This window comes from Janthinobacterium sp. SUN118 (assembly GCF_030397695.1).
Taxonomy (GTDB): Bacteria; Pseudomonadota; Gammaproteobacteria; order Burkholderiales; family Burkholderiaceae_D; genus Janthinobacterium.
This window is the reverse complement of sequence record NZ_JAPUBV010000003.1, coordinates 534,390-557,221: the sequence shown is the minus strand read 5'-3', so window position 1 is coordinate 557,221 and position 22,832 is coordinate 534,390. Positions and strand designations below refer to the sequence as shown.

The 22,832-nt window shown below is 64.6% G+C and carries 25 protein-coding genes; 8 read left to right on the top strand and 17 right to left on the bottom strand.

Annotated features, from left to right (window positions below; all coding sequences use genetic code 11):
* Positions 1–3: 3 nt before the first annotated feature.
* The gene (locus O0880_RS21635) at positions 4–264 is read right to left on the bottom strand and encodes a hypothetical protein (RefSeq protein ID WP_289888691.1); all 261 of its coding nucleotides are present in this window, start codon (positions 262–264) and stop codon (positions 4–6) included.
* A 56-nt stretch (positions 265–320) separates the two neighbouring features.
* Between O0880_RS21635 and O0880_RS21630 the strand changes: the two genes are divergently transcribed.
* A complete protein-coding gene (locus tag O0880_RS21630) occupies positions 321–524 on the top strand; it encodes a cold-shock protein (protein WP_010395943.1) in 204 nt (67 codons plus the stop codon).
* 91 nt (positions 525–615) lie between these two features.
* Here O0880_RS21630 and icd read toward each other — a convergent pair whose 3' ends face one another.
* Positions 616–1,869: an NADP-dependent isocitrate dehydrogenase gene (gene icd, locus O0880_RS21625; protein WP_071324806.1), complete on the bottom strand. Its 1,254-nt coding sequence runs from the start codon at positions 1,867–1,869 to the stop codon at positions 616–618.
* Between the two features lie 299 nt (positions 1,870–2,168).
* Between icd and O0880_RS21620 the strand changes: the two genes are divergently transcribed.
* The 3 genes from O0880_RS21620 (at position 2,169) to O0880_RS21610 (ending at position 3,726) form a co-directional block, all read left to right on the top strand.
* Positions 2,169–2,732 (top strand): pseudouridine synthase, encoded by a 564-nt coding sequence (locus tag O0880_RS21620; RefSeq protein ID WP_289888689.1) that lies wholly within the window; start codon positions 2,169–2,171, stop codon positions 2,730–2,732.
* 108 nt (positions 2,733–2,840) lie between these two features.
* Positions 2,841–3,125, top strand: coding sequence for a hypothetical protein (locus O0880_RS21615; protein WP_289888688.1), 285 nt, complete (start codon positions 2,841–2,843; stop codon positions 3,123–3,125).
* A 190-nt stretch (positions 3,126–3,315) separates the two neighbouring features.
* Positions 3,316–3,726 carry a DUF192 domain-containing protein gene (locus O0880_RS21610; RefSeq protein ID WP_289888731.1) on the top strand — a complete coding sequence of 137 codons (411 nt, stop codon included), beginning with the start codon at positions 3,316–3,318 and terminating at the stop codon, positions 3,724–3,726.
* A 181-nt stretch (positions 3,727–3,907) separates the two neighbouring features.
* On the opposite strand, the gene rpsT is transcribed toward O0880_RS21610, so the two are convergent.
* The gene (rpsT, locus tag O0880_RS21605) at positions 3,908–4,174 is read right to left on the bottom strand and encodes a 30S ribosomal protein S20 (RefSeq protein ID WP_010395935.1); all 267 of its coding nucleotides are present in this window, start codon (positions 4,172–4,174) and stop codon (positions 3,908–3,910) included.
* Between the two features lie 308 nt (positions 4,175–4,482).
* On the opposite strand from rpsT, the gene murJ reads away from it, so the two are divergent.
* Complete coding sequence (murJ, locus tag O0880_RS21600) at positions 4,483–6,030, top strand: murein biosynthesis integral membrane protein MurJ (protein WP_289888687.1); 1,548 nt, start codon at positions 4,483–4,485, stop codon at positions 6,028–6,030.
* Between the two features lie 132 nt (positions 6,031–6,162).
* Here the strand turns inward: murJ and O0880_RS21595 are convergent, their stop codons facing one another.
* The 12 genes from O0880_RS21595 to gspG all read right to left on the bottom strand — a co-directional run bounded on the left by O0880_RS21595 (position 6,163) and on the right by gspG (position 16,419).
* Positions 6,163–6,660, bottom strand: a complete 498-nt coding sequence (locus O0880_RS21595) for an FxDxF family PEP-CTERM protein (RefSeq protein ID WP_071324811.1) — start codon at positions 6,658–6,660, stop codon at positions 6,163–6,165.
* Between the two features lie 226 nt (positions 6,661–6,886).
* Positions 6,887–7,576 carry a type II secretion system protein gene (locus tag O0880_RS21590; protein WP_289888686.1) on the bottom strand — a complete coding sequence of 230 codons (690 nt, stop codon included), beginning with the start codon at positions 7,574–7,576 and terminating at the stop codon, positions 6,887–6,889.
* A 5-nt stretch (positions 7,577–7,581) separates the two neighbouring features.
* On the bottom strand, positions 7,582–7,998 hold the full coding sequence (locus O0880_RS21585; protein ID WP_289888685.1) for a prepilin-type N-terminal cleavage/methylation domain-containing protein: 417 nt from the start codon (positions 7,996–7,998) through the stop codon (positions 7,582–7,584).
* A 3-nt stretch (positions 7,999–8,001) separates the two neighbouring features.
* Positions 8,002–8,502, bottom strand: coding sequence for a type II secretion system protein (locus O0880_RS21580; protein WP_289888684.1), 501 nt, complete (start codon positions 8,500–8,502; stop codon positions 8,002–8,004).
* Complete coding sequence (locus O0880_RS21575) at positions 8,499–10,571, bottom strand: secretin N-terminal domain-containing protein (RefSeq protein WP_289888729.1); 2,073 nt, start codon at positions 10,569–10,571, stop codon at positions 8,499–8,501. The genes O0880_RS21580 and O0880_RS21575 overlap by 4 nt, the downstream gene beginning before the upstream one ends.
* Positions 10,571–11,092 (bottom strand): hypothetical protein, encoded by a 522-nt coding sequence (locus tag O0880_RS21570; RefSeq protein WP_071324816.1) that lies wholly within the window; start codon positions 11,090–11,092, stop codon positions 10,571–10,573. Before O0880_RS21570 ends, O0880_RS21575 begins: the two co-directional genes overlap by 1 nt.
* Positions 11,089–11,673 (bottom strand): hypothetical protein, encoded by a 585-nt coding sequence (locus O0880_RS21565; protein WP_289888683.1) that lies wholly within the window; start codon positions 11,671–11,673, stop codon positions 11,089–11,091. The genes O0880_RS21570 and O0880_RS21565 overlap by 4 nt, the downstream gene beginning before the upstream one ends.
* Positions 11,670–12,218: a hypothetical protein gene (locus tag O0880_RS21560; RefSeq protein WP_289888682.1), complete on the bottom strand. Its 549-nt coding sequence runs from the start codon at positions 12,216–12,218 to the stop codon at positions 11,670–11,672. Before O0880_RS21560 ends, O0880_RS21565 begins: the two co-directional genes overlap by 4 nt.
* Complete coding sequence (locus tag O0880_RS21555; protein WP_289888681.1) at positions 12,215–13,039, bottom strand: hypothetical protein; 825 nt, start codon at positions 13,037–13,039, stop codon at positions 12,215–12,217. Before O0880_RS21555 ends, O0880_RS21560 begins: the two co-directional genes overlap by 4 nt.
* Complete coding sequence (locus O0880_RS21550) at positions 13,032–14,738, bottom strand: GspE/PulE family protein (protein WP_289888680.1); 1,707 nt, start codon at positions 14,736–14,738, stop codon at positions 13,032–13,034. The genes O0880_RS21555 and O0880_RS21550 overlap by 8 nt, the downstream gene beginning before the upstream one ends.
* The gene (locus O0880_RS21545) at positions 14,735–15,940 is read right to left on the bottom strand and encodes a type II secretion system F family protein (RefSeq protein ID WP_071324819.1); all 1,206 of its coding nucleotides are present in this window, start codon (positions 15,938–15,940) and stop codon (positions 14,735–14,737) included. The genes O0880_RS21550 and O0880_RS21545 overlap by 4 nt, the downstream gene beginning before the upstream one ends.
* Before the next feature lie 35 nt (positions 15,941–15,975).
* Entirely contained in the window at positions 15,976–16,419 is a 444-nt protein-coding gene (gene gspG / locus O0880_RS21540; protein ID WP_071324820.1) for a type II secretion system major pseudopilin GspG, read from the bottom strand.
* A gap of 465 nt (positions 16,420–16,884) precedes the next feature.
* On the opposite strand from gspG, the gene O0880_RS21535 reads away from it, so the two are divergent.
* The 3 genes from O0880_RS21535 (at position 16,885) to O0880_RS21525 (ending at position 21,430) form a co-directional block, all read left to right on the top strand.
* The gene (locus tag O0880_RS21535; RefSeq protein ID WP_289888679.1) at positions 16,885–17,643 is read left to right on the top strand and encodes an NF038120 family PEP-CTERM protein; all 759 of its coding nucleotides are present in this window, start codon (positions 16,885–16,887) and stop codon (positions 17,641–17,643) included.
* 41 nt (positions 17,644–17,684) lie between these two features.
* Positions 17,685–20,837: a S8 family peptidase gene (locus tag O0880_RS21530; RefSeq protein WP_289888678.1), complete on the top strand. Its 3,153-nt coding sequence runs from the start codon at positions 17,685–17,687 to the stop codon at positions 20,835–20,837.
* A gap of 128 nt (positions 20,838–20,965) precedes the next feature.
* Positions 20,966–21,430 carry a protease inhibitor I9 family protein gene (locus O0880_RS21525; protein WP_289888677.1) on the top strand — a complete coding sequence of 155 codons (465 nt, stop codon included), beginning with the start codon at positions 20,966–20,968 and terminating at the stop codon, positions 21,428–21,430.
* Here the strand turns inward: O0880_RS21525 and O0880_RS21520 are convergent.
* Entirely contained in the window at positions 21,427–22,110 is a 684-nt protein-coding gene (locus O0880_RS21520) for a LuxR C-terminal-related transcriptional regulator (RefSeq protein ID WP_071324824.1), read from the bottom strand. The genes O0880_RS21525 and O0880_RS21520 overlap by 4 nt on opposite strands.
* A complete protein-coding gene (locus O0880_RS21515) occupies positions 22,107–22,808 on the bottom strand; it encodes a winged helix-turn-helix domain-containing protein (RefSeq protein WP_289888676.1) in 702 nt (233 codons plus the stop codon). Before O0880_RS21515 ends, O0880_RS21520 begins: the two co-directional genes overlap by 4 nt.
* Between the last annotated feature and the right edge of the window lie 24 nt (positions 22,809–22,832).

Below are 22,832 nucleotides of genomic sequence, written 5' to 3'. Positions count from 1 at the left end.
CGCTTATTCTAATGCTTTCACAGTGGTTGTCATGCGCAATATCTGCGCCTTTCCAATTGTTTTCAATCTTACGCGTTTTCTTAATACTGCGCAGATGGCGACCTTGCCGCCAAAATCAAGAGTTGCTTTTTTGGTCGTCGTGAAGAATTTGGCAATATCGGTGGAAAAGCGCTTGACTTCATTATTTATTCCGCCAACAATGCTGTATCGACTGTTGCAGTAATATACAGCTTGATAAGAAGTGAGACGTCGAGGAGGGGGCAAGAAGCTTCTTGCTTTTATGGCTCGTGTGATTTGTTTTAATTTTGAAAGTTCTTTTTATGGCAACAGGTACAGTTAAGTGGTTCAATGATTCCAAAGGTTTTGGCTTCATCACTCCAGATGACGGCGGCGAAGATTTGTTTGCTCACTTCTCCGCAATCAACATGAACGGTTTCAAGACCCTCAAAGAAGGTCAAAAAGTTCAATTCGAAGTCACGCAAGGCCCTAAAGGCAAGCAAGCTTCCAACATCCAAGCAGCCTAAGCATCGCCGGCCCTCAGATGTGAAAAACCCCGTTGTCAAACGGGGTTTTTTTTCGTCCGCAGGATGCGCGCCGCGCACCCTGCCCCTGCCATTACATGTGCTCGATCATCACGTCGCCGAAGCCGGAACACGACACTTGCGTCGCGCCTTCCATCAGGCGGGCGAAATCATATGTGACGCGCTTCGAGGCGATCGACTTTTGCATCGAGGAAATGACCAGGTCGGCCGCTTCCAGCCAGCCCATGTGGCGCAGCATCATTTCCGCCGACAGGATCAGCGAACCGGGGTTCACGTAATCCTTGCCCGCGTACTTCGGTGCCGTGCCGTGCGTCGCTTCGAACATGGCGACGGAGTCGGACAGGTTGGCGCCCGGCGCGATGCCGATGCCGCCCACTTGCGCCGCCAGCGCGTCGGAGATGTAGTCACCGTTCAGGTTCAGGGTGGCGATGACGCTGTATTCGGCCGGGCGCAGCAGGATCTGTTGCAGGAATGCGTCAGCGATGGAATCCTTGACGATGATGTCGCGGCCCGTCTTCGGGTTCTTGAACTTGCACCATGGACCGCCATCGATCAGCTCGGCACCGAATTCCTTTTGCGCCAGCGCATACGCCCAGTCGCGGAAGCCGCCTTCCGTGTACTTCATGATGTTGCCTTTATGCACAATCGTCACGGAAGGCTTGTCGTTGTCGATCGCATACTGCAGGGCCTTGCGCACGAGGCGCTCCGTGCCCTCGATCGAGACGGGCTTGATGCCGATGCCGGAGGTGGCAGGGAAGCGGATCTTGGTCACGCCCATTTCCTTGACGAGGAAATCGATCAGCTTTTTCGCGCCCTCGGAACCCTGCTGGTATTCGATGCCGGCATAGATGTCTTCCGAGTTTTCGCGGAAAATCACCATATCCGTCTTTTCCGGCTCTTTCACGGGCGATGGCACGCCCGTGAAGTAGCGCACGGGGCGCAGGCAGACGTACAGGTCCAGCTGCTGGCGCAGGGCCACGTTCAGCGAACGGATGCCGCCGCCGACGGGCGTCGTCAGCGGGCCCTTGATCGAAACGACGTAATCCTTCAGCACTTCCAGCGTTTCCTCGGGCAACCACACATCGGGACCGTACACATTCGTCGATTTTTCGCCCGCATAGATTTCCATCCAGCTGATCTTGCGCGCGCCGCCATAGGCCTTGGCCACGGCCGCGTCGATCACCTTGATCATGACCGGGCTGATATCGATGCCCGTGCCATCGCCTTCGATGAAGGGAACGATGGGATTATCTGGTACATTCAGCGAAAAATCGGCGTTGACGGTGATTTTTTTGCCGTCAGCAGGTACAGTGATATGTTGATACATCGTGATCTCCGAAGTGGGACGCACCGTGGGCAGCCCTGGCGGCCCGGCGACGCGCTCTGCGGTTGCAGAGTTTACAAAAACAAGTCCGAACATGGCAGCAACAACGCACTTTAGCAGGGAAAGAACACCCAGGCCATCACGGCCGCCATACCAAAGCGCCCCATCACAACGCCAGCTTAAGTCTTCTATAAGACATAAGACAAGTGTTTCACATTATGCACCAGTATCGTGCAGGGCGCCATGCTTTTGCGGCGCCAGCCATCCGTCACCATCGTTTGCATCACTTATAGCCCATCCGTATGCCCCTCATCCTCTTCAACAAACCATTCCAGGTCCTGTGCCAGTTTTCGCCGCAGGAAGGCCGCGCCACCCTGGCCGACCATCTGTCCATTCCCGGCATCTACCCGGCCGGCCGCCTCGACGCCGACAGCGAAGGCTTGCTGCTGCTGACCGATGACGGCCGCCTGCAGCACGACATCAGCCATCCCGACCGCAAGGAAGCCAAGACCTACCTGGTGCAGGTGGACGGCGTGCCCGATGCGGCCAGCCTGGCGCGCCTGCAGGCGCCGCTGGACCTGGGCGACTTCATCACCAAACCGTGCAAGGCCGTGCGCATTGCCGAGCCGGACTGGCTGTGGCCGCGTGATCCACCCATCCGCGCGCGCGCCGACAAGCCCACGTCGTGGCTGGCGATCACCGTGAAAGAAGGAAAAAACCGGCAGGTGCGGCGCATGACGGCCGCCGTCGGCCTGCCCACCCTGCGCCTGGTGCGCAGCGCCATCGGCCCCTTTTCCCTGGCCAGCCACCCGCTGATGCCCGGCGAATGGTGCGAAGTGCCGGCCGAAAACATTGGAAAAACGTGAAAGGGACAAGAAAATCCGCCTTTCCCGGCCGGTTTTTCCAATAAGCACTATTTATTTTTAGATAATGGAATAGAATCATCCTCACCTTCACATGACAGAAAAGGAAAGATGATGATGAAAACAATGTTGGGCCTGCTGGCTTCCCTGCTGGCCAGCGCCGCGCTGGCGCAGTCGGGAGCGCAATTGCATGCATCGGCGTCCACCGATGCCAGCCATCCGCCCAAGCCGCCCGCATCCGCATCGACCGACGCCTCCGCCTCGACGGATGCAACGCGCCCCGCCGCGGCGGCCAGGACCAGGGCTTCGGCCGGCACCGACGCGCCGCAACGCCTGATACCGAAGGCGCGTCGGACAAAGCAGCCGGCGACCGCCGAAGGCACGCCGACCAAATAAGCCTGGCCCGCAGCCAGCCAGGGAAAAGCGGGTTGCGGCAACGCGCATGTTGCTGCAACCCCACGCTTTCGCCATCGTCCGGCGCAATGCTTGACCATGCGTGCGCCAGCATGGCTTAATCGCCGCTTCGATTGCCAGCGCCCACCCCATGAAAAATTCCCGCCGCAGCTACAGCCTTTTCCTTGTCCTGATGGCCGGCGCCGCCGGCGCCCTGGCGCAAACGCCGCAATGGAAGAGCGTGCAATTGTCGGCGGGCATGCATTTGATCCAGGCGGAAGTGGCTGCCACGGAAGCGCAGCGCGAGGAAGGCTTGATGTACCGCGACAGGATGCCAGCCAATGCGGGCATGCTGTTTGTCTTCGGCGCGCCGGCCACGCAATGCATGTGGATGAAGAACACGCCGCTGCCGCTGTCGGTAGCCTTCATCGATGCGGCCGGCAAGATCGTCAACATCGAAGACATGCAGCCGCACACGCTGGACAGCCATTGCTCGAGCAAAACCGTACCCGTACGCTATGCGCTGGAAATGCACCTGGGCTGGTTCAAGCAGCGAAATATCAAGCCGGGCATGAACATCGGCAACCTGCCGCCGGCGCGCTAAGTCCGCTCGCCGCGCCCGCGCCCTGCGTGCACGCTCACCCCAGACAGGGCAGACACCGCGACAAACCGTCGGACAACGCGAAAAAACCCGCCAGAATGAATCTGCGGGTTTTTGCTTTTCAACCAGTGCCAGCGTACCGGCACAGGCAAGGCCACCTTGGCGGCTTGCCTGCTGGCGAATATTAAGCGGACAGTGCTTTCAAAGCAGCTGCCAGACGGCTCTTATGGCGAGCTGCCTTGTTTTTGTGGATGATCTTCTTGTCAGCGATACGGTCGATGGTCGACACGGATGCTTGGAAGATTGCAGCAGCAGCTGCCTTGTCGCCGCCCTGGATCGCTTTGCGAGCAGCTTTGATAGCCGTGCGCAAGGTCGAACGTTGGGACGAATTGTGTGCGTTTTGCTTAACTGCTTGACGAGCGCGTTTGCGCGCTTGTGCGGTATTTGCCATGGAATTTCCTAAAACAGGGTCAAAGTGCGTTTGCAAACATTAGTGTTTGCCAACCGGTGCGTTCTGTGCGTCTGCCGAACCATGTGTGCCAAACCAGTGCCTGTCAAACATTAGTGTCTGCGTAACAGAATTCTGTACAGCCTTCGATTATAGCGATATTTTCAAGCGGGGGCAAATCAAAAAACCGTGTGTGATGCCAAAATCACCTGAAAATGGGGCTGGCAAGGGCATATCCGCAGCGAATCGGCAGCAATTGTTACCATATTTTAAGCGTTTAACGGTACCGCCCCCGGCTATAATCTGCCCCCATGAACTTGCTTAAAACCCTCGCCGCCATTTCCAGCATGACCATGCTGTCCCGTGTAACCGGTTTATTGCGCGAAAGCCTGTTCGCGCGCGCCTTCGGCGCCGGCGCCTACACGGACGCCTTCATCGTTGCCTTCCGCATCCCCAACCTGTTGCGCCGCCTGTTTGCCGAGGGCGCCTTCTCGCAAGCCTTCGTGCCCATCTTGTCCGAATACAAGAATCAGCACGGCCAGGAAGCGAGCAAGCAGCTGGCCGACCATGTGGCCACCACCCTGGTCTGGGCCACCCTGCTCGTGTCCGCCATTGGCATCGTCGGCGCGCCGTGGTTCGTGTATGCGATCGCCACCGGCCTGACCAAGGATGCGGGCGCCTTTGACGCGGCCGTGTGGATGACGCGCCTGATGTTCCCTTATATTACCTGCATGTCGTTCGTGGCCCTGGCCGGCGGCATTCTGAATACCTGGCGCGAATTCAAGATCCCCGCGTTCACCCCGGTACTGCTGAACCTATCGTTCATCGCCGCCTCGCTGTTCCTCGCTCCGCACCTGAAACAGCCGATCTACGCCATGGCCATTGCCGTGTTTGCCGGCGGCCTGCTGCAAGTGGCCATCCAGATTCCCGCGCTGATCAAGATCGGCATGCTGCCGCGCCTGTCGATCAATCCCGCCATCGGCCTGACCGACGGCGGCGTGCGCCGCGTACTGAAGAAGATGGGACCGGCCGTGTTCGCCGTCTCGGCAGCGCAGATCAGCCTGATGATCAACACCAGCATCGCGTCGCGCCTGGCCGAGGGCAGCATTTCCTGGCTGTCGTATGCGGACCGCCTGATGGAATTTCCGACCGCCATGCTGGGCGTGGCCCTGGGCACCATCTTGCTGCCCAGCCTGTCGAAGGCGAACGTGGACGGCGACAAGGTGGAATACTCGGCCCTGCTGGACTGGGGCTTGCGCCTGACCTTTTTGCTGGCCCTGCCCGCCGCCGTCGGCATGGCGACCCTGGCCACGCCGCTGATCGCCACACTATTCCATTATGGCAAGTTTACGGCCGAATCCGTGACCATGTCGACGCAGCCGCTGGTGGCCTACAGCCTGGGCCTGATCGGCATCATCCTCGTGAAGACGCTGGCGCCCGCGTTTTATGCGCGCCAGGACATCCGCACGCCCGTGAAGATCGCCATCGGCGTGCTGATCGCCACGCAGCTGATGAATTTGCTGTTCGTGCCCTACATCGCCGTGGCCGGCCTGGCCCTGTCGATCGGCCTCGGCGCCTGCCTGAACGCCAGCTTCCTATACTGGGGCTTGCGCAAGCGCGGCATTTACCAGCCCAAGCCGGGCTGGGCCAAGTTCTTCCTGCGCCTGCTGCCGGCCCTGCTCGTCATGGGCGGCGTGGCGGCCTTCGGCGCCATGCGCATCGACTGGATCGCCATGCAAGCCCATCCGCTGCTGCGGGCCGGCGCCCTGGCCCTGGTGGTGGCGGTCTGCGGCGTGGCCTACTTTGCCACCTTGTTACTCGTCGGTTTCCGCTTCCGCGACTTCAAGCGCAGCGCCTGACCACATGCGCGGGGCATCGCAGCCGGCGCCCTGCCATAGCGGCGTACTGCCTGCGGCCTGGCGCCTGGCCCTGCCTACTGCACAGACGAAAAAAAACCCGCCGAAGCGGGTTTTTTTCATTGCGGCGAAAGCTTAAGCAGCTTTCTTTGCGCGGCGGCGGGCGACGGCGCCCACCAGTGCCAGGCCACCCAGCAGCATGCCGTAGGTTTCTGGCTCAGGTACTGGCAGGGCCGATACGGAACCCAGGTACTGGGCTTTTGCCAGGCCCGTCAGGCCGGTGACGTGCACCGTGTATTCGCCTGCAGCCAGCTGGCCGCCCCAGCTCAGGCTTTGGATGCCGGCTGCCGTGCTGTTGGTCAGGTTGCCGTAACCGAGCAGCGTGGCCGAGAAATCCTTGATCGCGCCTTCAACCACGGAGAACGTTTGCAGTGCGCCAAACGAGGTCGACGATGGGGTGACCAGCTTGAAGGTCCAGAAATCGTCAACTGCGGTGTTCGCGGCAAACTTGGTGGTGATGGCCGACAGGGTGTCCGAACCCGATGGATCCAGGATACCCAGGTCGTACGTTGCTGCCGATGCGCTGAACGATGCTGCTGCCAGAATGCCTGCAGCGATAAATTTCAATTTCATAGCTTATCCCTTAAAAAGTAATTTATGGCTGCGATGCGCAGGCCACCAATAGTTTTAGTACCGAAAGTACTGATGAGAATGGTAGCATAAATGCACTAAAATACTTATAAATATTTTATCGAAGTTTCATATGAGATAACTATTTTCAAGGTGAAATATTTGCCAGTATCGACCACTTTCCGCAGGAAAATAGTTGCTGGCACATCTATGCCATTTCAGCGCACTTTTATCGCGAGACTGCCATTTCGTCCGCATCGGCAGGCGCATCGGGTAGCTCGGCAGGCTGCGGCGGCTCCGGCGCCGGCTCTTCTTGCGGTGGGGAAATAGGCCTGGAAAACAACGGTGGGGCCGGCGCGACAGGCTGCGCGTCGGCTGCGCCGCCAGGCGCAATGGTTCCTGGTGGCATGTTCATGGGTTGCGCCGGCGGCAGAGGCGCTTGCCCGCTGACCATGAAATGCCATTCCGACAGGTGCGCCTTGCCTTCGAAGCCGGCGAAACGCGCCTCGAAGTTGCCCACTTTCAACGGCGCGGCCTGCGACAGGCTATGCACGCCGATGATGCCATTGCTGCCAGGCTGATACAGCAAGCCCCATGTGGCGCGCCCCGTGATGGGATCGACAAACAGCTTGCGCAAGTGGCGGCGCATGTGCGGCACGCGGGGGTCGCGCAGCAAGGCGGCCAGGCTGGGCGGCTGTTGCGGCTGGCCGGCAGGCGTGGCGGCCGCGTAGCTGAGCAAGGCATCGGAAAACTGCGCGCCGATATCGAGCAGCTCCTGCTCCGCCGCCTGGCGCTGCAACAGCGAACCCATCTTCAACCCTGCCGCCCCCACCAGGCCCAGTATCGCCACCACGATGATCAGGCTCAGATAGGTGAAGCCATGCTGGCGGCACAGCGGGTGGGACGGCAAGGGGCGCATCGCCGCTACCAATCGGCGAAGGGCGTGCCGCTGCGGTCCTTGCCCGGCGCGCCGCTCTTCACGTCATACACCTGGCCCGGCGTATCGTCGGGCGGCGGCACGATGATCCAGCTGGCATCGCTTTCGGTGATGGGGTCGATCGGCATGGCGCGCAGGTATTTCTTGTCCACCAGTTGCTCCAGGGTATCCGGGTAGCGCCCCGTATCGCCATGGAACTGGTCGATGGTGGTGCGCAGGTTGCGCAAGTTATCCGCCAGCACGGTTTCCTTCGCCTTGTCGAGGCTGGGGAAATAGCGCGGCACGGCCAGGGTCAGCAGCAGCGCCACGATGCCGAGCACCACCAGCAATTCGATCAGGGTAAAGCCGCGCGCACGCCGGGCACTGCGCCCGGCATCGCATGGGGAAGGAGTATCAGCAGGCATGGTTCACCATAAACGGTAAGGCACGTTGTTCAGGCCCGTCTTGCTGGAAGTGGAGTAGACATCGTACACGTCGTCGCCCTCGCGCGGTTCGCTCGCCTCGCTGGCGTAGCTGCGCCGCCCCCACGTCTGCGCATCGCTCAGGCTGGCATCCATATTGAACGGGTCGCGTGGCACGCGGCGCAAAAAGAACATCTTGCTGCGCTTCGGGTTGCGCTGGTCCGGCACGCCCTCGACCAGCAGGTCCAGGCTTTTCGGGTAGCCGCTGGCGTCGGGCGCGCGCACGATGCGGCCCTCGTCGCCGGCGCGCTTGTAGGCATCGAGCCCCTGGCGGATCTCGCGCAGCGCGCGCCGCAAGTCCTGCTCCTGGCGCCGCTGCACCGTCACCTGCGTGACGGGCACCACCAGGGTGGCCAGCACGCCCAGGATGGCCAGGGTCACCAGCAGCTCGATCAGGGAAAAGCCGCCCTGGCCGCCGGCGCACGACCGCGCGCGCGCCAGCCTCATTTGGCGGGCGGCTGCGCCACCGGCACGGGCTGGCCGGACGACAGCGGCAACGGCGCCATCTGCAGCGGCACGGGCTGGCCCGACGATATCGGCAGGGGCGACGCGGCCGGCTCGGGCGACGGCGCCACTTCCGGCGCCGGCACGGTTTGCGGCTGCGGCTGCGGTGCCGGCAACGATGACGGCAGCTGGCCGGGCACCATCATCGGCTGCGGCGGCGCCGGCTGCATGCCAACGGCGGACGGGCCGGAACGCACGATGACCGTGCCCGGCATCTGCGTCGGCGCCTTGGCCGCCATGTCGGGGCGGCGGCGGAAGCTGCCTTCGGTACCGGCCGAAAATTCCGATTCCTTCGCTTCCGGACGCTGCACCGTGCGCACCAGGTGCGGCGTGATCGACAGCACGATTTCCGTCTTCTGGCTGTCATCCTTGCTGCTGCCGAACAGGCGCCCCAGCACCGGTATGTCGCCCAGGCCCGGTACCTTGTTGCCGGCGCTGCGCTCTTCATTGTTGATCAGGCCCGCCAGTACCTGGTTCTCGCCATCCTTCAGCTGCAGCATGGTCGATGCCTGCCGCGTGCCGATCTGGTACAGGGTCGAACCGCTCTTGGTGATGGTGGCCGCGCCCAGGTTGCTCACTTCGAGCGAGATGCGGATGCCCACCTCGTTATTCAGGTAGATGGTCGGTTCGGCGTTGACCGTCAGGCCCACGTCCAGGTAGCTGATCGACTCGGAGGCGAAACCGCCCGTGCCCGGCGAGATGGTGGTGGTAATCACGGGCACCTTGTCGCCGATGACGAATTTCGCCTTTTCGCGGTTGCGCACGCGGATGCGCGGATTGGCCAGCATGTTCGCGTCGCCGTCCGTCTTCTTGGCGTTCGCCGTGACGGACAGGTCGCTCACGCCGATGGTGCGCCGGTTCAGGTTATTCAGGTCGTTGATGGTCAGGCCCGCGCCGCCCGACGTGCTCAATGGCGTCAGGGTCAGGCTCGTCGGCCAGGCCACGCCCAGCTCCAGCAGGCGGCTGCGCTTGACTTCGAGGATTTCCAGTTCCAGCACCACTTCCGCTTCCGGCACGTCCTGCACCGCGATCAGGCGCTCGGCCAGGCGGATCGCCTCGGGCGTGTCGCGCACGATGACCAGGTTGAGCTTTTCATCGGCCACCACGTCGCGCGTCTTGAGGATGGTCTTGAGCGTGTTGGCAATCTGCTTGGCGTCCGCATTGGCGAGAAAGAAGGTCTTTACCAGTACTTCCTGGTATTCCTTCAGCTTGGCCGCCACGTTCGGATAGATCAGGATGGTGTTCGCATCCATCACCTGCTGCTCCAGCTGGTTCGTCACCAGCAGGAAGTAAACGGCCGATTCCACCGTGCTGTTTTTCAGGAAGATGGACGTCTTCGCGTCCGCCTTGACGTCCTTGTCGAAGACGAAATTGAGGCCGGAGCGGCGCGCGATCAGCTCGAACACCTGCTTTAACGGCGCATCGCGAAATTCGATCGTGATCGGCTGCTTGTACGATTTGGCCAGGCCCGACTCCACCACGGGCGGCGCCGTCTTCTCATCGACGTCGCGCAGCAGTTCGCGTGCCCCGGCATGGTTCGGCTGCTCGGTGAGGATGGCGCTCAGGCGCTGGCGCGCCGGGTCGTAGCGCTTGGCCTCGATGTCTTTTTGCGCTTCCGTCAGCAGCTTGCCCTGGCGCTGCTCGCGTTCCAGCGCGCGCAAGCCGCTGTTGGCGCGCTCGTTCTGCGCGTCGATTTCCAGCACGCCGAGAAAAGCCGCGCGCGCCAGATCGCCCTGGCCCGCTTGCGCATGGCGCTCGGCCTGCTGCAGGCGGCTGCTCGTGGCCTGTTCGCGCGCCTGCAGGTAGGCGCTGCGGTATTGCGCGTTGCCGGGATCCTGCTGCAATGCTTCCTGCAGCTTTTGCAGGCCGGCCGGCACCTGGTTTTGCGCGATCAGCTCGCGCCCGTCGCGGTACGCCATGTGGCCGGCGCAACCGGCCAGCAACAGCAACAGCAGCGGCGACGCCAGGCGGGCGCGCCGCAGGAACGGCGCCGTGGAAAAGGAACGAGGCATCACTCGGAAACTCCAATGTTGAGCTGCTGAACCTGGTTCAACGGCAGGTAATTGAGCGTCATGACGGGCGGCGCGATGGTCACGACCTTGTAGGCGCCCTCGATGACGGTGTTCGCGCGCACGATATAGGTTTTATCGGCGCGCGACAGGAAGACTTCCCAGGCGCCTTCGGCGGCGGCCTTGCCCAGGTAGATGAACGGCAGCGGCGGCGCCATCGGCGGCGGCGGAGGCGGCGGCGCGACGACCGCCATTTTCGGCGGCGGCGGTGTCCAGTTCTGGCTGTGGAAGACGCCATCGGCGCCGCCAAACGTGTCGCCATCCTCGCCCGCCACCTCGCTGCGCGGCAGCAGGGCCAGGATGGCCGGCTGCGCGGCCTCCGGCCTGGCCGCAGGCTTGCGCGCGGGCGCGACGGCGCGCTCCACGGCTTCGGCCACGTCGGACACGGGCTGGCGTTCGCCGAACAGCAGCAAGGCGCCCGCCCCCAGCAGCGCCGCCAGCATCAGATAGTGGCGCGGTGTCATGGCGCCCCCCCGGCATCCGTCGGCGCATCGGTCAACGCATCGGACAAATAAAAAGTCAGGCGCAAGCGTGCCTCGAGGTTGGTGTCGGCGATCTGCTCGCGGCGAAAGCTCAGCTCATCGAGCGAAGCGAAAGGCATGGCGCGCAGTGCCTGCAGCGCGAACTGCCACACGGCCGCATAACTGCCCTTCAGCGGCAACGTCACCTGGTAGGTGGCGATGCGGCTGGCCTTGTCGTAGCCGCTTTTATACTCACCCTGCGCCAGCACCAGGCCATTCTTCGCCGCCAGGTCGAACAGCAGCTTGACCTGCTGCTCCGCATGGCGCTGCGGTCCCAGTACGGCATAGAAGCGGGCCAGGTTCTCGCTGGCGGTCGCCGGCGGCGCGACGGCCGCCACGGCCAGCGCGGGTTGCGGCAGGGGCCGCGCTTCCAGCTGCGTCGCCATGACGCGCTGCTGCCAGGCCCAGGCCCAGGCCGCAATGCCCAGCAGGCACAAGGCCACGGCGATGCAGGCAGGCGCGCCCGCGCGGCGCGGCAGCAGTTGCGCGCGCAGCCGCAGCATATTCAGGTCGATGCCCGTCATGGCTGGCCCCAGTGTGCTTCGACCTGGAAGCGCAAGGGCTTGTTCGGATCGAGTTCGTTGATTTCATGGCGCAGCAGCTGCACGCGCGAACCGAACAGCTCCTGCTGCTTGAGCTGCGCAAGGTAGTCGACCATGGCGTCGCTGCCCTTCGTCTCGGCCGTGATCTTCAGCACCCGCTTGCGCGCATCGGGCTCCAGCGCCAGCAGCGCGATGGCTGGTGGCGTGGCCGTGGCCAGCGCATCCTGCACGTCGCGCCAGGGCAGGTTCAGCTGCAGGATGGCGGCATTCACGGCCGCCGCCTGCGCCGGCGCGATCGGCGTGGGCACCACCGGCGCCTGGCCCTGCATGACGGCCGCGACACGCTGCTGCGCGCGCTGCAATTGCGCTTCGCGCAGCTGCTGGCGTTGCAGCGCGGCCCAGCCGCCGTACGCCGCCGTGGCGACCAGCGCCACGCCCAGCGCGCCCGCCACCCACGCCCACGCCGGCACGCGGTGCATGCTGCGGCGCCAGCTGGGCGGGGAGAAATCGATATCCATATGCGTCATGCACGCCCTCCGCTGAGTGCCAGCTGCGCGGCCGGCGACGACGCGCCGTCCACGCCTGGCGGGGCGAACGCGCTGCATATCAACGCACCCGGCGCGCGCGGCGCCAGCCAGTCGGGCGGCGCCGCGCCGCACAGCTGCAGCAAGCCTGGCGCGTCCATGCCCTGCAGCAGCGCTTCGCGCGCCAACGTCTGCTCCATCCAGTAATGGCCGGCGCCATGCGGCACGGGCACGGTGCGCACGGCGTGCAGCACACCTTCGCGCGGCACCCCCAGGGTCAGCGCCTGCGCCTGCAGCTGGCCAAACCAGGCGCCCGGCTTGAGCGCGCCCTGCCAGCGGTTCCAGCTGCGCACGAATTGCGGCGTGATGAAAATCAAGGCCAGCTTGCGGTCCAGGGCCACGCGCGTCAGCTGCGCCAGCAGTGCGCGCGGCACGGCGCAAAAAAATGGCGCGCGCGCATCCCAGGCGCCGCTGCTTTGCCACAGGCCCGGCGCATCGCCATACAGGGCCTGGAAACGCAGCGCGGCAGCCGCCTCGATATCGGCCAGGCGCGTGGCGCCCTGCGGCAAATCCACCTGCCACAGGCGCGTCAACGCGTCATCGAGCACCACCGACAGGGGCCAGCCCGCGTACTCGCCAGCCGGCAGCACCTGTTCCAGCGCCTGCCCGAGGGCGGAAAAATCGCCATGCAGGCTGTCGTCCGGCGCGTAGGCCTGCTCGGCCAGCGGCGTCCAGGCGGGCGCGCGCCAGCGGCTGCTGCGCCACAGGCTCACGCCATCCACCGCCACGCCCAGGCGCAGTCCATGTCCTATGCCTCTACGCATGCAGGGTGACCCTCTTGATTTCGGTAATGGTGGTGGCGCCCCGCTTCACCAGCTCCAGCGCCGCCAGGCGCAGGCTGCGCGTGCCGTTCGCATAGGCGGCCGCCTTGATCTGGCGGATCGGTTTTTTATCGACGATGAGTTCGCGGATTTCATCCGTCAGCACGAGGATCTCGGCGATCGAGCGGCGCCCCTTGTAACCGGTGCCGCGGCAGTCGCCACAGCCCTTGCCCTGCTTGAACTGATAGTCATACACATCGGCCCGCACCAGGCCCACGCTGGCCAGCTCCTGCTCGTCAGGCGTGTAGTCGGTGGCGCAATGGGGGCAGTTGGTGCGGATCAGGCGCTGCGCCCAGATGCCGTTCAGGGCCGAGACAAACGCATACGGATCGATGCCCATGTGCGTGAAGCGACCAAACACGTCGAACACATTGTTCGCATGCACGGTGGTCAGCACCAGGTGGCCCGTGAGGGCCGACTGCACGGCGATTTCCGCCGTCTCGCGGTCGCGGATCTCACCCACCATGATCTTGTCCGGGTCGTGGCGCAGGATCGAGCGCAGGCCCTTGGCAAAGGTCAGCCCCTTCTTTTCATTGACGGGGATCTGCAGGATGCCTGGCAGCTGGTATTCGACGGGGTCTTCGATGGTGATGATCTTTTCGCGCCCGTTGTGGATTTCCGTCAGCGCCGCGTACAGGGTCGTCGTCTTGCCCGAACCCGTGGGACCCGTCACCAGCAGCATGCCATAGGCTTCCTGCGCCAGCGTGCGCAGGGCCACCAGCGACGGCGCATCAAATCCCAGCGCTTCCAGCGTCAGGGCGCCATACGCTTCGATCATGGCGCGCTTGTCGAGGATACGGATGACGGCATCCTCGCCATGGATGCTGGGCATGATGGAGACGCGCAGGTCGATCTCGCGTCCACCCGCCTCGACGCGGAAACTGCCGTCCTGCGGCACGCGGCGCTCGGCGATATCGAGTTCGGCCAGCACCTTCAGGCGCGAGATGATGTGCTCCGCCACCTCGATGCCGTTGACGGAGGTGGCATGATCGAGCACGCCGTCGACGCGGTACTTGACGGCCAGGCCGCCGGCCGTGCTTTCCAGGTGGATGTCCGAGGCGCCCGCCTTCAGCGCGTCATATAAAGTCGAGTTGACCAGCTTGACGGCGGGACTGGCCGCTTCCGAGACGCTGGCAAACGACAGCACGGCCGCCGTCTTGCCGTCGCGCCGGGCGTCGCCGGCGGCGCCAGGCAGCAGGTTATCGACGGCGCGCGCCGATTCTTCCTGTTTCGACAGGTAGGCGCCGATGTCGGCCTGCAGCGCCAGGCGCATGGCCAGCGGCGCGTGCGCGCCCTGTCCGGCGCGGGCAGCGAGCCAGGTCTGCAGGTCGAGGTCGAACGGGTCGGCGATCACGCCCACCAGCTGGCCGTCGCCGGCGCGCAGCAGCACGCTGTGGCGCGCCAGCGCCTGCGACAGCGGCAGCAGGTCGAACGCGGGCGCGAAGGCCAGCATGTCGGCCGTCTCCAGCACGGCCAGGCCAAACGGACGTGCCAGTTCCTGCACCACCTGGCGCGCGTCGATGCCGCTCAATTGCTGCAATTCCTCGACCAGGCTGCGCTTCGATTGCTCGCACAGGCCGCGCGCGCGCTGCATCAGCGCAGGGTCGATCGCCACGACGGGCACGGAAGCGGTCTGCATCATGAAATATCGCCGGCAAGGTCAAAGATGGGCATGTACAGCAGGATCACGATGGCACCGACGATCAGGCCGATGGCGGCCATCAGCAGCGGTTCGAAGGTGCGCGTGAAACGGTCGATCCAGCGGCTGATTTCGCCGTCATAAAAAGCCGCGGACTGGGTCAGCATGGGCCCCATGTCGCCCGTGCGCTCGCCCACGCGCAGCATGCGCAGCGAGATCGGTGTCGTCAGCTGGTGCTGTTCGAAGGCGGACGACAGCGGCTGGCCCGCTTCGATGGCGCCGCGCGCCAGCTGCAGCGACGCCTGCATGCGCGGCGACACCATCGCCTGCACGGTGGCAATGGCTTGCACGATGGTGATGCCGCCCTCGGACAGCATGCCCAGGGTCAGGTACAGGCGCGACAGTTCATAGATGCGCACGCGCTCGCCGATGCCGGGCAGCTTTGCCAGCAGGCGCGCCACGCCGCCATTGCGCAGCACGCGCCGCACGGCCGTAAAGACAACGCTGCCGGCAAGCGCCAGCCCCAGCAACAGCAGCAAGCCATGTTCGGTGACGAACTGGCCCCAGCTGAGCATCACTTGCGACATCCACGGCAGGTTGCGCCCGGCGCCCTGGTAGACCTCGGCGAAACGCGGTACCACATAGCTGATCAAAAAGGCACTGACGCCGCCGCCCACGGCCAGCAGGATGGCGGGATAAATGGCGGCACTGACGATCTTGGCGCGCACGGCGTCGATGCGCTGCTGGTAATCGATATAGCGCGACAGCGCGCGCGGCAGATCGCTCGTGCCTTCGGCCGCCTTGACGATGCCGATATACAAGGGGGGGAACAGTTCGGCCTGTTCAGCCAGCACGGCGGAAAAGCGCTTGCCCTCGCGCAAGCCTTCCAGCAGGCGCGTGAGCACGCTGCGCGTGGCGGCGGCCGCTTCCTTTTCCAGCAAGGCTTCCAGCGCCTCGACGATGCCGAGGCCCGCGTTGAGCAGGGCCAGCAATTCCTGGCTGAACAGCAGCAACGGCAGCGCGCGCGCGCGCTGGCGCCCGGCCGCGCTGAACGGCGTGGCGCGCAACGGCCGGATGGCGCTGACGAACAGGCCGCGCGCTTCGGCCTGGCGGCGTACATCGGCTTCGTCGCGACCGTCGATCACGCACGTCGACAGGGTAGCTACCGCCTGGTCCGTCGAGAGCGCGCGTACTTCAAACTGCATGATGACGTATCCGTGAGGGAAAAGTGGTGCTGGCGTTATTGCGAGCTGATATCGGCATTCTCGCCGCTGCCGCCCGGCTGGCCATCCTTGCCCATGGAGACGATGTCATATTCGCCCTTGCTGCCAGGGGCGCGGTATTGATAGGCGTGTCCCCACGGATCGAGCGGCACGCTTTTCTTCAGGTAAGGACCGTTCCAGCGGGTGCCGGCGGCCGGCGGCGCCACCAGCAGCGCGGCCAGGCCCTCTTCCGTGGTCGGGTAGCGGCCCACATCCAGGCGGTAGGTATCGAGCGATTTTTCAAATGCCTCGATCTGCGCCTTGGCCACCGTCACTTCGGATTTGCCCAGCTGGGCGAAATACTTGGGGCCGACGTACGCCGCCAGCAAGCCGATGATCACGATGACGACCAACAATTCGAGCAATGTAAAACCGCGCGCGCCGCGCGCTGCCGCCAAATTCTGCCTGTGTGCTGCATGCATCCGGTAACTCCTTAATACCAACCTTCACTATCTTGCGTCGCTGCGCGCGGCGGATGGCCACGCACGGACGACACGCGCTTGCCCGATGCGCATCAGCCTACCATGCCGCTTATGGTTAATACAATCTTTTCTTTGTACTGTGAACAACAAATTGCGCGGGAAACCATCAAGCCTGCGCGAAACGGCCGCCGTGCCGCGCGCACATGACAAGCTGGTTAATTACTCAACTATTTTCAATGCGGAAACTATCTACTCTTGGTTAGCAATTCATAGTAAGTGATGAATTTTATTCATTCATTATTTGTAACTTTCAAATTAAATTTGAAAGAATATCGAACAATCAAATTGCCTCTTTTGCTATAGTAAAAATCAATTTTCTGCGCATTGGTCTTATCCGTCCGCGCAGCAAAGAACACCCAAGACGCAAAACATATTGCATCCTACATAATCACCAAGGGAAAATTCATGACTCGTATTGTGCATTCGAAGGCAGCTTCCGCAGCAAGTCCCTTCTCGGCCAAGCAGTTGACTGGTGCCGCCATCCTGGCCCTGTCCGTCGCCTGCGCCCCCGCCGCCATCGCGGACGTGATCAACTTCGACAATCTCGATAGCCAGTTCGTCGGCCATGGCGACGCGCTGGAAGTCGGCAAATTCCTGCTGACGGGCGCTTCGAATGTCGCCGGCGCCAGTTATGGCGACCTGGTCGGCGCGGTGTTCGATGGCACGGACCCGGCCGCCTGCGGCATGGCGTGCCCGACCAACAATACGAGCAATTACTATGCCTCGCTCAACGACGGCATCGTCTACCTCGATCCGCTGAACCCGGGCGGCAGCGTCAGCCTGCAAGGCTTCGACGCCAGCTTCATCGGCTACGCCCAGGGCGTCAGCTATCCGGCGGTGGCCGGCCTGCTGCGCGTGCAAGGCTTCTATGCCAACGGTTCTTCCATCTATGAAACGTATCAGCTGGGCGGCCCCGTCGGCGGCAACTTCCAGTTCCAGCACTACAACACCAGCGCCAACTTCGGCAGCCAGCAATTCGCCTCGCTGGCCTTCTTCGGCTTCACTTGCAACACGGCCGGCAGTTGCAGCGCCTTCAGCACCAACAAGGGCCAGTTTGCGCTCGACAATATCGTCGCCTCGGTACCGGAGCCATCGACCTACGCGATGCTGCTGCTGGGCCTGGCAAGCGTCGGTTTCGCGGCGCGCCGCCGCCAGCAAGCCTGATTCGTCCCCTTACGCTACCGTTACCGTTACAGGAAATCCTCATGACATTCCGTCCCGCTTTGCGTCCCATTTCGCTCGCCGTGCTGAGCCTGTTTGCCAGCCTGAGCTTCCAGGCCCACGCCGACGACCTGCGCCGCCCCTACATCGTGCAACTGACCGATAAACCGATCGCTTCCTACGCCGGCTCGGTGGAAGGCCTGGGCGCGACCCAGCCTGCCGCCGGCGGCCGCCTCGACCTGGCCAGCGCGGAAGTGCAGCTGTACGGCGACTACCTCGAGCAGAAACAGGCGCGGGTACAGGCCCTCGTCGCCGCCGCGCCCGTGCAATACCAGTACAAGATCGTCCTCAACGGTTTCTCCGCCCTGCTGACCGACGCCGAAGTGCGCCAGCTGCAGGCCAGCGGCGAAGTGGCCAGCATCGCCCCCGACGAGCCGCGCACCCTGCAGACGAACTACACGCCGACCTTCCTGGGCCTGGACCAGCCGGGCGGCCTGTGGAGCCAACTGGGCGGCAAGCAGCATGCGGGCGAAGACATCATCATCGGCATCGTCGATGGCGGCGTGTGGCCGGAAAACCTGTCGTATGCGGACAAGGTCGACGCCAACGGCACCCCGACCTTCGACCCGAACGCCACCCTGGCCTACGGCGCCGCGCCAGCCGCCTGGAAGGGCAGCTGCCAGGCGGGCGAAGGCTTTACGCAAGCCCATTGCAACAACAAGCTGCTCGGCGCGCAATACTTCAACGCCGTGCGCCTGACTGAAACGGACAAGATCCAGCACTGGAGCGAATTCACGTCGCCGCGCGATTCCGTGGGCGACCCCAGCGGCGAAGGCGGCCACGGCACGCACACCTCGTCCACCGCGGGCGGCAATGCGGGCGTGCCCGTCACGGCGAACGGTTCGCCGCTGGGCGCGATTTCCGGCGTCGCGCCGCGCGCCCGCCTGTCCGTCTACAAGGTGTGCTGGTCCTACAACCTGGCCACCCAGCCCACGGGCGCGAAAAATGGCTGCTACGGCGGCGACAGCGTGGCGGCGATCGAAAAAGCCGTGCAGGATGGCGTACACGTGATCAACTACTCGATCAGCGGCGGCGGCAGCGTCAACGATCCCGTCGAGCAAGCCTTCCTGCATGCCTCGAATGCGGGCGTCTTCGTTGCCGCATCGGCCGGCAACGCGGGCCCGGCCAACACGGTAGCCCACGTCAGCCCATGGATCACGACGGTGGCCGCCTCGACGCACAACCGCGCCAACCAGGCCAACGTCACCCTGAGCAACGGCGCCAGCTACACGGGCGCCTCGCTCAACTACAACCCGCTGCCGGCGACCACCCTGATCCGCGCGCAAGACGCGGGCCTGCCCGGCGCCGATGCACAAAAGCTGGCCCTGTGCTACCGCGCCGGCGACAATGGCGGCGTCGCCCTGCTGGACCCGGCCAAGGTCGCCGGCAAGGTCGTCAGCTGCCTGCGCGGCACCACGGCGCGCACCGACAAGGGCGTCGCCGTGCTGGAAGCGGGCGGCGCCGGCATGGTGCTGGTCGACACGGGCGTGGGCCTGGTATCCGACCCGCACGTGCTGCCGGCCGTGCACGTGAGCGCCGCCGATGGCGCGCTGATCAATGCCCAGGCGCAAACGGGCGTGGCCAAGGCGGCCATCTCGCGCTTCGTCACCAATGGCAACGGCCCCGCCGCGCCCGTGGTGGCCGACTTCTCGTCGCGCGGCCCGAACCTGTACGACGCCAACCTGCTCAAGCCCGACGTCACGGCGCCTGGCGTGGACATCCTGGCCGGCGGCTCGCCTGCCCTGTCGCGCGCGCAGCGCGACGCCGTGCAGGATGGCAGCCTGGTGCCGGCGCAAGCCTACATCTTCCTGCAAGGCACGTCGATGGCCAGCCCGCACGTCGCCGGCCTGGCCGCCCTGCTGCGCCAGCAGCATCCTGACTGGAGCCCGGCCGCCATCAAGTCGGCCCTGATGACCACCGGCAGCACCACCCTGCCCGACATCCAGACCGGCGACGCGCGCGGCATCCTGCCATGGGGCCAGGGCGCCGGCCACGTGACGCCGAACAAGGCCACGGATCCGGGCCTCGTGTACGACGCCAGCCTGGCCGACTACAAGAAATACATGTGCGGCGTCGGCATGACGGCCGAATGCGCGGGCGGCACGATCGCCGGCTACAACCTGAACGTGCCGTCGATCACCATCGCCAACGTACTGGGCACGCAAACGGTGACGCGCCGCGTCACCAACGTGGGCAGCAGCAGCGCCACCTACACGGCCAGCGCCTCGATCAGCGGCTACAGCGTGGCGGTGGCGCCTGCCACCCTGGTGCTGGCACCGGGCGAAACCAAATCCTTCAACGTGACCCTGACGCGCACCACGGCGCCGGACAACGCATGGCAATACGGCGCGCTCGTCTGGAGCGACGGCGTGCACACGGTGCGCAGCCCCGTCACGGCCCGCTCGGGCCGCGCGGTGCAGTCGCCGGCATTGCTGCAGTCCGACAAGGTCAGCGGCTTGCGTTCGCTGACCCTGTCCACCGGCTTTGCCGGCAAGGTCGGCGCAGCGACGGGCGGCCTGAAGGAAGTGACGCGCAGCGCGCAAACCATCAGCCAGGCCGTGCCGGGCAGCGTGGAAACGCTGGCGCAGATGGCCACCGCCTGCAAGGCGGGCGCCAGCGGCGTGCGCGTGGTCAATGTCAGCATTCCCGCCAGCACGGTGGTGGCGCGCTTCGAAACCTTCGACCGCGACACCACGGAAGGCGCCGGCAATGACCTCGACCTGCTGCTGCTCAACAGCGCCGGCGCGACCGTCGCCACCTCGGCCACGGCCGGCTCGAACGAGGCGATCACCGTGACCACCCCGGCGGCGGGCAACTACAAGCTGTGCGTGGTCGGCTACGAGCTGGCGAATGGCGCGTCGACCGGCTTCGGCCTGTCGTCGGCCGTCGTCACGACGGCCGACAAGGGCGGCAACCTGAAAGCCACCCTGCCAGGCAAAGTGTATGTGGGCGGCAGCGCCACGGCCGGCGTCAGCTGGTCGGCGCTGGAAACGGGCAAGCGCTACCTGGGCGGCGTAGTCTTCCTTGATGGCAACAACGCGGCGGCTTCCACCACCGTGCTGTCGGTGGAAACCAACAGCCCGCTGCCGCTGGCAGTGCCGAGCCTGCGCAACGTGAAAGCGGACGCCAAGCTGTAAGCACCTCGTTCCAACGGCAACACGGCGCGCCCTGCGGGGCGCGTTTTTTTATGTGCGGCCGGTAGCGGCGCAGATACAGGCGTAGAATCGGCAGCACAGGTGCCTCCCCTGCGCCTGGAAAGCATGCCATGCCCTCGAAACACTGGATACTTGCCGCGATCGCCGGCGTAAGCAGCATGGCCGGCGCCGCGCAGGCGGACCAGCACAAGCCGGCGCAGCAGGCGCGGCACGCCTACATCGTGCAATTGACGGATGCGCCGCTGGCCTCGTACACGGGCGGCGTGGCCGGCCTGGCCCCCACCCTCGTCCAGGGCCGGCGCCTGGACACGGGCAGCGAGGCGGCGCGCCGCTACACGGCTTACCTGGAAGAGCGCCAGCGCGCCGTGCTGGCGCTGGTGGCCAAGGCCCCCGTGCAATACCGCTATACGGTGACCCTGAACGGCTTCGCGGCCATGCTGACACCGGACGAGGTGGCGCGCCTGAGAGCCAGCCCGGACGTGGCGCAGGTGTCGCTGAGCACCATCGAATACACGCACAGCGACGGCGGCAATGACAATGGAAGGCAGCAGGCCACGCCGCGGGAGCAGCGCTAGTGGCTGAGCAGGCGCAGCGCGATGCCGCGCGACACGGCTTGCATGCGGTTGCTCACGCCCAGTAATTTATAGATGCGCTGCAAATGGCTTTTCACGGTGGCGCCGCTGATGCCGAGGATTTGTCCCACTTCATCGTTGCTTTTTCCCTCGCGCACCCAATGCAGCACTTCCAGCTCGCGCGCGCTGGCCGCGCGCGACGCGGCCGGGCCTGCCATGGACGTGCGCCCGCTGTCCTGCAGCGCCAGCCAGTGCATATGCAGGCAGGGCAGCAGCAATTCCAGCATGTAGGTTTGCCGCATTGCATCGGCCGACGACAGCGCGAACAGGGCGAAAAAACTGCCGCCCCCCGCCGCCGCATTGCCATGCACCAAGACCTGCCCGATGACGGCCGCCTTCTGGCCGCCCGCGCGCCAGGCCTGCGCCAGGCGCGCCACCTGGCCATCGCGTATATCGTTGATGTCGCGCAACTGCGCGGCATCGAGCACGCAGCTATGCCACGCCTCGCTGCGCAGCACGCTCCCATCGGCGCCCAGCTGCGCGCAGACGAGGATGGCGTGCGGCAGCAAGGCTTGCAGCGGCCCCTGGCTCCACAGGAAAAAATCGCTGGGCGCGGCGATGCCATGCGCGCCCACGATGGCATGCAGCAGATACTCCTGTTCGCGTCCCGTCAGCAATATCATGCGCAGACAGCCGCATCGGCTGCCAGGTAGCGGTAACCGCTGCCGCGCACGGTTTCGATATGGTGGCCGCAGCCGCCGGGCTGCAACGCTTGCCGCAAGCGCCCCACATGGGCATCCACCGTGCGCTCGTCGAGGTAGGCGGCATGGCCCCATACCTGGTCCAGCAGTTGCGCGCGGCTATGCACGCGGCCCGGATGGCCCATGAGGAAATGCAGCAGCTTGAATTCCACGCGCCCCAGGTTGACGGCCACGCTGCCTGCCGTCACGCGCAAGGTGTGCGGATCGAGGCGCAAGGCGGTGGCCGCCGTGCCGCGCATGGCCGAGGGCGCGCGCCGGCGCAGCAGCGCATGCACGCGGGCCAGCATTTCACGGGGACCGAAGGGCTTGCACAGGTAATCGTCGGCGCCGCTCTCGAGCGCCAGCACCTTGTCGTGCTCGCTGTCGCGCGCACTGACCATGATGATGGGCAAGTCGCACAGCAGCCCATCCTGGCGCACCTGGCGCAGCAGCGCGATGCCGGAAGCGTCCGGCAATTCCCATTCCAGCAGCAGCAAGTCCGGCGCAGCGGCCGCCAGCAGCGCCAGCGCACCGCGCGCGTCCGGGGCGCAGCTGACGCGGTAGCCGGCGCCCGTCAGGTTATGCGCCAGCAACGCTTGCATGGCTGGCGCGGGGTCCAGCACCAGGATATGGCCAGGCATCGATGCATCCTCCGGAAAAAGTTG

Bases quoted from the DNA above. Each gene is read 5' to 3' on its own strand.
- O0880_RS21620 (WP_289888689.1), top strand. From the start codon at position 2,169: ATGCCCCTCATCCTCTTCAACAAACCATTCCAGGTCCTGTGCCAGTTT.
- O0880_RS21560 (WP_289888682.1), bottom strand. From the start codon at position 12,218: ATGACGCATATGGATATCGATTTCTCCCCGCCCAGCTGGCGCCGCAGC.
- O0880_RS21610 (WP_289888731.1), top strand. From the start codon at position 3,316: ATGGCCGGCGCCGCCGGCGCCCTGGCGCAAACGCCGCAATGGAAGAGC.
- O0880_RS21580 (WP_289888684.1), bottom strand. From the start codon at position 8,502: ATGAGGCTGGCGCGCGCGCGGTCGTGCGCCGGCGGCCAGGGCGGCTTT.
- icd (WP_071324806.1), bottom strand. From the start codon at position 1,869: ATGTATCAACATATCACTGTACCTGCTGACGGCAAAAAAATCACCGTC.
- rpsT (WP_010395935.1), bottom strand. From the start codon at position 4,174: ATGGCAAATACCGCACAAGCGCGCAAACGCGCTCGTCAAGCAGTTAAG.
- O0880_RS21575 (WP_289888729.1), bottom strand. From the start codon at position 10,571: ATGCCTCGTTCCTTTTCCACGGCGCCGTTCCTGCGGCGCGCCCGCCTG.
- O0880_RS21565 (WP_289888683.1), bottom strand. From the start codon at position 11,673: ATGACGGGCATCGACCTGAATATGCTGCGGCTGCGCGCGCAACTGCTG.
- O0880_RS21515 (WP_289888676.1), bottom strand. From the start codon at position 22,808: ATGCCTGGCCATATCCTGGTGCTGGACCCCGCGCCAGCCATGCAAGCG.
- O0880_RS21595 (WP_071324811.1), bottom strand. From the start codon at position 6,660: ATGAAATTGAAATTTATCGCTGCAGGCATTCTGGCAGCAGCATCGTTC.
- O0880_RS21520 (WP_071324824.1), bottom strand. From the start codon at position 22,110: ATGATATTGCTGACGGGACGCGAACAGGAGTATCTGCTGCATGCCATC.
- O0880_RS21525 (WP_289888677.1), top strand. From the start codon at position 20,966: ATGCCCTCGAAACACTGGATACTTGCCGCGATCGCCGGCGTAAGCAGC.
- O0880_RS21630 (WP_010395943.1), top strand. From the start codon at position 321: ATGGCAACAGGTACAGTTAAGTGGTTCAATGATTCCAAAGGTTTTGGC.
- O0880_RS21535 (WP_289888679.1), top strand. From the start codon at position 16,885: ATGACTCGTATTGTGCATTCGAAGGCAGCTTCCGCAGCAAGTCCCTTC.
- O0880_RS21550 (WP_289888680.1), bottom strand. From the start codon at position 14,738: ATGATGCAGACCGCTTCCGTGCCCGTCGTGGCGATCGACCCTGCGCTG.
- murJ (WP_289888687.1), top strand. From the start codon at position 4,483: ATGAACTTGCTTAAAACCCTCGCCGCCATTTCCAGCATGACCATGCTG.
- O0880_RS21555 (WP_289888681.1), bottom strand. From the start codon at position 13,039: ATGCGTAGAGGCATAGGACATGGACTGCGCCTGGGCGTGGCGGTGGAT.
- O0880_RS21530 (WP_289888678.1), top strand. From the start codon at position 17,685: ATGACATTCCGTCCCGCTTTGCGTCCCATTTCGCTCGCCGTGCTGAGC.
- O0880_RS21590 (WP_289888686.1), bottom strand. From the start codon at position 7,576: ATGCGCCCCTTGCCGTCCCACCCGCTGTGCCGCCAGCATGGCTTCACC.
- O0880_RS21585 (WP_289888685.1), bottom strand. From the start codon at position 7,998: ATGCCTGCTGATACTCCTTCCCCATGCGATGCCGGGCGCAGTGCCCGG.
- O0880_RS21615 (WP_289888688.1), top strand. From the start codon at position 2,841: ATGATGATGAAAACAATGTTGGGCCTGCTGGCTTCCCTGCTGGCCAGC.
- O0880_RS21545 (WP_071324819.1), bottom strand. From the start codon at position 15,940: ATGCAGTTTGAAGTACGCGCGCTCTCGACGGACCAGGCGGTAGCTACC.
- O0880_RS21570 (WP_071324816.1), bottom strand. From the start codon at position 11,092: ATGACACCGCGCCACTATCTGATGCTGGCGGCGCTGCTGGGGGCGGGC.
- gspG (WP_071324820.1), bottom strand. From the start codon at position 16,419: ATGCATGCAGCACACAGGCAGAATTTGGCGGCAGCGCGCGGCGCGCGC.